This window comes from Ectobacillus sp., assembly GCF_056992975.1.
Genome location: NZ_JBXKMX010000132.1, coordinates 1 through 5414, shown reverse-complemented (window position 1 = coordinate 5414; position 5414 = coordinate 1). Strand labels below are relative to the sequence as shown.

Below are 5414 nucleotides of genomic sequence, written 5' to 3'. Positions count from 1 at the left end.
TACTTTGCCCGTTACTTGCTTTCCGCGGGGAGGGAGGGGAGCCTCCTCGGCGTTACCGCCTGCGGGGTCTCCCACTTCCCTCTTTTCCCGCAGGAGTCAAGTGCCTTCCGCTCCAATCAACTCAGATAGATAAAATAAAAACATCTAACTAGCAACAAACATTACGAAAACAGCCTAAAAAAAGACGCAATCTGCGTCTTTTTTTTTATTGGTTAGGAATAAGGACTAAAACCCTCGAAATCGTTTGTGCCCGTTGACGAGCGAGATAGAAAAAACAATGCTGGCAAATAAAAGAGGGACGGCAAGTAGGATCGGAAAGAGCTGAAGTAAGGAAAGTAAGTATAACAGAAACACAAAACTGATTATTACAAGACTAATCAATATTTTTTGAATCATGTGAATTTACCTCCTATTTACGCCTTTATAATATATTCATAGGGGAAAAGAGTTAGAATGTGACTTTTTTGTGAATTAAAAATAAAAACTGTTGTCATAATGAGTCGAATGCTGTAACATGATATCCGTGAACTAATTCACAAACAAACATATACCCCTTTGTTTGAACGTGAAATTTCTCCCATCCCCTTTAAAATTTTATAAGCCGTAAAAGAAACGACTCTGTTTTTTAAACAGAGTCGTTTTCTTTTACGAGCATCCAATATATATCTTTTTCTGTCGAATATTGTTTGACCTTCCGTTTAAGCTGAAGTTTTTTTAGTTCCATTTCTGCTTCCGCAACAGATAGCTCATAAATGGTGGCAATTTCATCCGTCGTCAAAAATTCAAATCGTTGTATCGTTTCTTCCATAGTTGGAAGAGGTTTTGGTAATAATTCCTCATTCATCATTTCCTTCAGTACTTGTGCGTATACTGTATATGAATAGATACCCGCTACTTTAACGCCTTCTTCATCAGAATTTGCTTGGAAAAATACGAGTGAAGGAATTTCTGTTATATGCATTTCATTTGTGAATTTTAAATCGCATTGAAATGCCTTTGCTGCACTAGACGAGTTTAAATCATGCATGAATTCTTCAACGTCAATTCCACTATGTTTCGCAATGGAAATCAATATTTCATGATCCGGTACTTCTACGTGGTGTAAAAACACATGCTCACGTAGCTTACGTAGAAAGGTTGAACCTGCCTTTCTTCCCTGCAACTCAGCTGCTTTCACAGCAAAGGAACATACATAAGGAGAAGAATCAAAATGGTACATATTGATTTTACCATCGCATGAAAATCCGTGGAGACTTGACGTTTTTTCCCACACAAATCGAATATTAGCGGGTTTATTCCATGTGTGTGGATTACAAGTGGAAGATTCTGCTTTTCCTGTTAAAATATAACGAAGTGAAAAATAGTCACCATATTCTAGAATAAGCTTAATAATAAGCGGCTCAATCGTCCAACAATCGCTGCAAAGAGGGTCGATAAATAGAAATGCTTCGATTGGCTTCTTTACACACCGGTGAAAATGTATCGGTAGAATTTTGTCAGATTCTGGTTTGTTCATTATTCCTCACCTGTTTCAGGAGTATTGACCATATGCGTAGCAGTTAATTGCAAACGCTCCCTCACAAATTCTCGAATTGGTCCTTCTATTCCTACGTCATCCAGTGCACGTTCCATACAAGAAAGCCAAGCATCTTTACGCTTAGGTGTAATCTCAAACCGAAGATGACGGGCACGAAGCATCGGATGACCATGCTCTGTCGTGTAAAGAGCCGGTCCGCCGAAGTATTGTGTTAAAAACTGTTTTTGTTTGCGGGCTGTTTCCGTCAAGTCATTCGGAAAGATGGGAGCTAAATCTGGATGCTGACTCACGTACGAATAAAAGGTATCAACCAATGTTGCAAGGGCTTGTTCACCGCCAATTGCATCGAATGGTGTAATTGAATTTTGATTCATACTTGGCTACTCCTTCTTCCGTATATATATCTACTTTTATGCATACGGGTTTAGCGTTATTTTACAATCTATCCGGTAATTTTATACTGAAAATAGAAGATACCTACATTGTAGCAATAGTGTATCACATAGAGCAACTAAAGTGACCCGTTGTACTATAGCAGCATAAAATTTGTCAGACAAATTGCATATTCCTTATGTACGGGGATAAGCTTAACGCCAATCCGAGCAGGAAGATTTACTTTATACTAGTTGACGTTTTTTTGTTTGGCAAGAAAAAAGCGTTGTACTTTGTTTTTAGTTGGACGTATAGGGATTTTATAGTGTGATAGCAGTTGAAAAAAGGCTTCTGTTTTGTATTCTTCATCTACTTCATATTCGAGTTCATAATCGTCTTCTTGAAAATAAAAGCTATGGTCAAAAACAAGTAGTCCGCCTTCATATTCGATTTCAGCACGTTCGGTCGTTAAACTGCCATAGTAAGAAAGGGGAGTCGTGATATTCATACTCTTTAGAATCGTTGCCACTTGACCTTCAACTATTTGGCCAGTTTTCATCATTTGAGTCGCTTCAGCTTTGGTCAGTTCTTGATGTGTTTCTAATAACCCAATGGCAAGGGGCTGCTTTAATGTAAGTATATAAGTATCGTGTTTGAACCGAATTCGCAGAGCACATCCATGATCTTTGATTGCAAGATCTTTTGTTTCAAAATAGTGATTTACTTGTTTTGTAAAGGTTGTAACGGAAAAGAAAGTACAGAGTGTTTTAAATTCCTCCTTCGTAATTAAATTTTTTACTTCAATTTCAGTTTCTTGACTCATCGGCATTCTCTCCTTCTTTTGGTTTTTATTATCCCTTTTCACGCAAATTGATTCAATGTTTTATTTGTAATCTACTCTGTTATGTTACAATAAATATGCATGATGCAGTTGGCATTACTAGAGGAAATGATACATGCACAAATAAATTACCATTAGCAGGACCGAATGGATAGAAGTTCGTCTTATCTTTTCAACTGATTTTGTAAAGCGCTGATGGAAAATCAGAAGAAGGCGTACATAAGATTTGATGGAAAAGCTTGAGCTAAAGAAGAAATTCCGTATTTAGTTCAAAAAATCGAGAAAACGCAAAATATGGGGAAACATTCGTGAAGATGGTAGAAGAAATTTTTCTATAATCTAGTGGTAAAACGAGTGTGAATGAAGAATCAAACTTTAATCTTCGGAAATAAAGGAGTAACCGATTATTAAAGCGGGATTATGTATTGGATGGTGGTAATTATGCGCAATTGGCAAGAGTTTTTAGCGCCTTATGAACAAGCAGTATCCGAATTAAAAGTTAAATTAAAAGGAATGCGCTCGCAGTTTGAAATGAGCACGAAGCATTCTCCAATTGAGTTTGTAACGGGGAGAGTTAAATCCGAAGCAAGCATTCTGGATAAGGCAGTGAAACGAAATATTGCTCTCGATAAATTAGCAGAGGAGATGCAGGATATAGCTGGTCTTCGTATGATGTGCCAATTTGTCGATGATATAAAGCCTGTTGTAGAGATTTTACGTAAACGGAATGATTTTGAGATTGTGGAAGAACGAGATTACGTGACGCAGAATAAAGAAAGCGGTTATCGTTCGTATCATGTTGTTGTGGAATACCCAGTGCAAACAATTCAGGGAGAAAAGAAAGTACTGGTAGAAATTCAAATTCGGACGTTAGCGATGAATTTTTGGGCAACGATTGAGCATTCCTTAAATTATAAGTATAAAGGGAATTTTCCAACAGACATTCGGGAGCGCTTGCAGCGTGCAGCAGAAGCGGCCTTTCGACTTGATGAAGAGATGTCATCCATACGTATTGAAATACAAGAAGCACAGAAGGTTTTCTCTCGAAAAGCAGAGTTAGAATAATAAAATTTAAAGGGTGTTGTAGATGAATTTTGCAATCACATCAAAGGGAGATCAAGCGTCAAATGAGCTTGCGGATAAAATGCGGCATTATTTGGAGGATTTTGGATTTGTAAGCAATGAAGAGGAACCAGATATTGTAATTTCTGTTGGCGGGGATGGGACCTTACTTTATGCTTTTCACCGATATTGTGAGCGTCTCGATAAGACGGCTTTTGTAGGTGTTCATACGGGACATCTAGGTTTTTATGCAGACTGGCTTCCGAGCGAAGTAGAAAAACTCGTTATCGCGGTGGCGAAAACGCCTTATCATGTTGTGGAATACCCCCTGCTTGAAGTGATTGTTCGCTATTTAGATGGTAGCAAGGAATCGCAATATTTGGCTTTAAATGAAGCGACAGTTAGACGTCCAGATGGTACGCTTGTGGTGGATTTGGAAATTCGCGGTGATTATTTTGAAACGTTTCGGGGAGATGGCTTGTGTGTTTCCACTCCATCAGGTAGTACGGCCTATAACAAAGCGCTAGGGGGAGCAATCATTCATCCGTCCCTAGAAGCCTTGCAAATAACGGAAATGGCATCCATAAATAATCGGGTGTTTCGAACCGTAGGCTCTCCCCTTGTGCTTCCGAAACATCACACATGTGTGATTAAACCGGTTACACATATGGATTTGCAAATAAGCATTGACCATTTAAGTGTTTTTCATGAAGATGTGAAGTCGATTCAATACCGCGTTGCACAGCAAAAGGTACGATTCGTTCGCTACCGCCCGTTTCCGTTTTGGAAGCGGGTACGTGACTCATTTGTAGCAGATCGATAGGAGATAGTATGATCGTATTAAAATGGTATATTACAGAGCAAGAAGAAGGAATACTCGTTCGTGAATTTCTGCGATTAAAAGGGATTTCAAGAGCAGCTCTCACGGATATTAAATTTCATGGTGGGAACATTACTGTAGGTGGTGAACAAGTTACGGTTCGCCATATGTTACAAGCACGCGAACTGCTTCAAGTTACTTTTCCGCCTGAACAGCGTAGTGAAGGGATGGAGAGTGAACCGATTCCTCTGCACATCGTCTATGAGGATGAGCATGTTCTCGTTATTAACAAAAAGCCAAATATGTCATCTATTCCTTCTCGCGAACATCCACATGGAACGGTAGCAAACGCTTTGCTGCACCATTATGATCAGCAGCATTTAGCGAGCACTGTACATATTGTGACAAGGCTGGACCGGGATACTTCGGGGCTTATGCTCATTGCCAAAAATCGTTTCATCCATCATGCTTTTGCACAGCAACAGCAAATAAAATCGATTGTGAGAACGTACGAAGCACTTGTTCATGGCGTTGTAACGGAGGATGAGGGTACTATCTGTGCACCGATCGCGAGAAAAGGAGAGAGCATCATTGAACGAATGGTTTCTCCATCAGGACAGCAGGCAATTACACATTTTCGCGTCATCGAACGATTGCCAAACAGTACACGGGTTACACTCCGGCTTGAAACTGGCCGAACCCATCAAATTCGTGTACATATGGCACACATTGGTCATCCGCTCGTTGGTGATGATCTGTACGGGGGCGATCGAAAGTTGATT

At 39.5% G+C, this 5414-nt stretch carries 7 protein-coding genes; 3 read left to right on the top strand and 4 right to left on the bottom strand.

The annotated features are described in order from the left end of the window. Positions 1-225: 225 nt before the first annotated feature. The 4 genes from AC11ZT_RS06620 to AC11ZT_RS06605 all read right to left on the bottom strand — a co-directional run bounded on the left by AC11ZT_RS06620 (position 226) and on the right by AC11ZT_RS06605 (position 2732). A complete protein-coding gene (locus tag AC11ZT_RS06620) occupies positions 226-396 on the bottom strand; it encodes a hypothetical protein (RefSeq protein ID WP_379969947.1) in 171 nt (56 codons plus the stop codon). Between the two features lie 229 nt (positions 397-625). Then, positions 626-1516 carry a ClpXP adapter SpxH family protein gene (locus tag AC11ZT_RS06615; RefSeq protein ID WP_484058838.1) on the bottom strand — a complete coding sequence of 297 codons (891 nt, stop codon included), beginning with the start codon at positions 1514-1516 and terminating at the stop codon, positions 626-628. Then, positions 1516-1911: a globin domain-containing protein gene (locus tag AC11ZT_RS06610; RefSeq protein ID WP_484058837.1), complete on the bottom strand. Its 396-nt coding sequence runs from the start codon at positions 1909-1911 to the stop codon at positions 1516-1518. The genes AC11ZT_RS06615 and AC11ZT_RS06610 overlap by 1 nt, the downstream gene beginning before the upstream one ends. Before the next feature lie 248 nt (positions 1912-2159). Continuing rightward, entirely contained in the window at positions 2160-2732 is a 573-nt protein-coding gene (locus tag AC11ZT_RS06605; RefSeq protein WP_484058836.1) for a CYTH domain-containing protein, read from the bottom strand. Positions 2733-3188: 456 nt separating this feature from the next. On the opposite strand from AC11ZT_RS06605, the gene yjbM reads away from it, so the two are divergent. The 3 genes from yjbM to AC11ZT_RS06590 all read left to right on the top strand — a co-directional run. Next, entirely contained in the window at positions 3189-3815 is a 627-nt protein-coding gene (gene yjbM, locus AC11ZT_RS06600) for a GTP diphosphokinase (protein ID WP_484058839.1), read from the top strand. Between the two features lie 22 nt (positions 3816-3837). Next, complete coding sequence (locus AC11ZT_RS06595) at positions 3838-4635, top strand: NAD kinase (RefSeq protein ID WP_484058835.1); 798 nt, start codon at positions 3838-3840, stop codon at positions 4633-4635. A gap of 8 nt (positions 4636-4643) precedes the next feature. Further along, positions 4644-5414, top strand: a 771-nt coding sequence (locus AC11ZT_RS06590) for an RluA family pseudouridine synthase (RefSeq protein ID WP_484058834.1), incomplete at its 3' end; no start/stop codon positions are given.

Coding starts and splice junctions, on each gene's coding strand:
- AC11ZT_RS06620 (WP_379969947.1), bottom strand. CDS start 396: ATGATTCAAAAAATATTGATTAGTCTTGTAATAATCAGTTTTGTGTTT.
- AC11ZT_RS06615 (WP_484058838.1), bottom strand. CDS start 1,516: ATGAACAAACCAGAATCTGACAAAATTCTACCGATACATTTTCACCGG.
- AC11ZT_RS06610 (WP_484058837.1), bottom strand. CDS start 1,911: ATGAATCAAAATTCAATTACACCATTCGATGCAATTGGCGGTGAACAA.
- AC11ZT_RS06605 (WP_484058836.1), bottom strand. CDS start 2,732: ATGAGTCAAGAAACTGAAATTGAAGTAAAAAATTTAATTACGAAGGAG.
- AC11ZT_RS06595 (WP_484058835.1), top strand. CDS start 3,838: ATGAATTTTGCAATCACATCAAAGGGAGATCAAGCGTCAAATGAGCTT.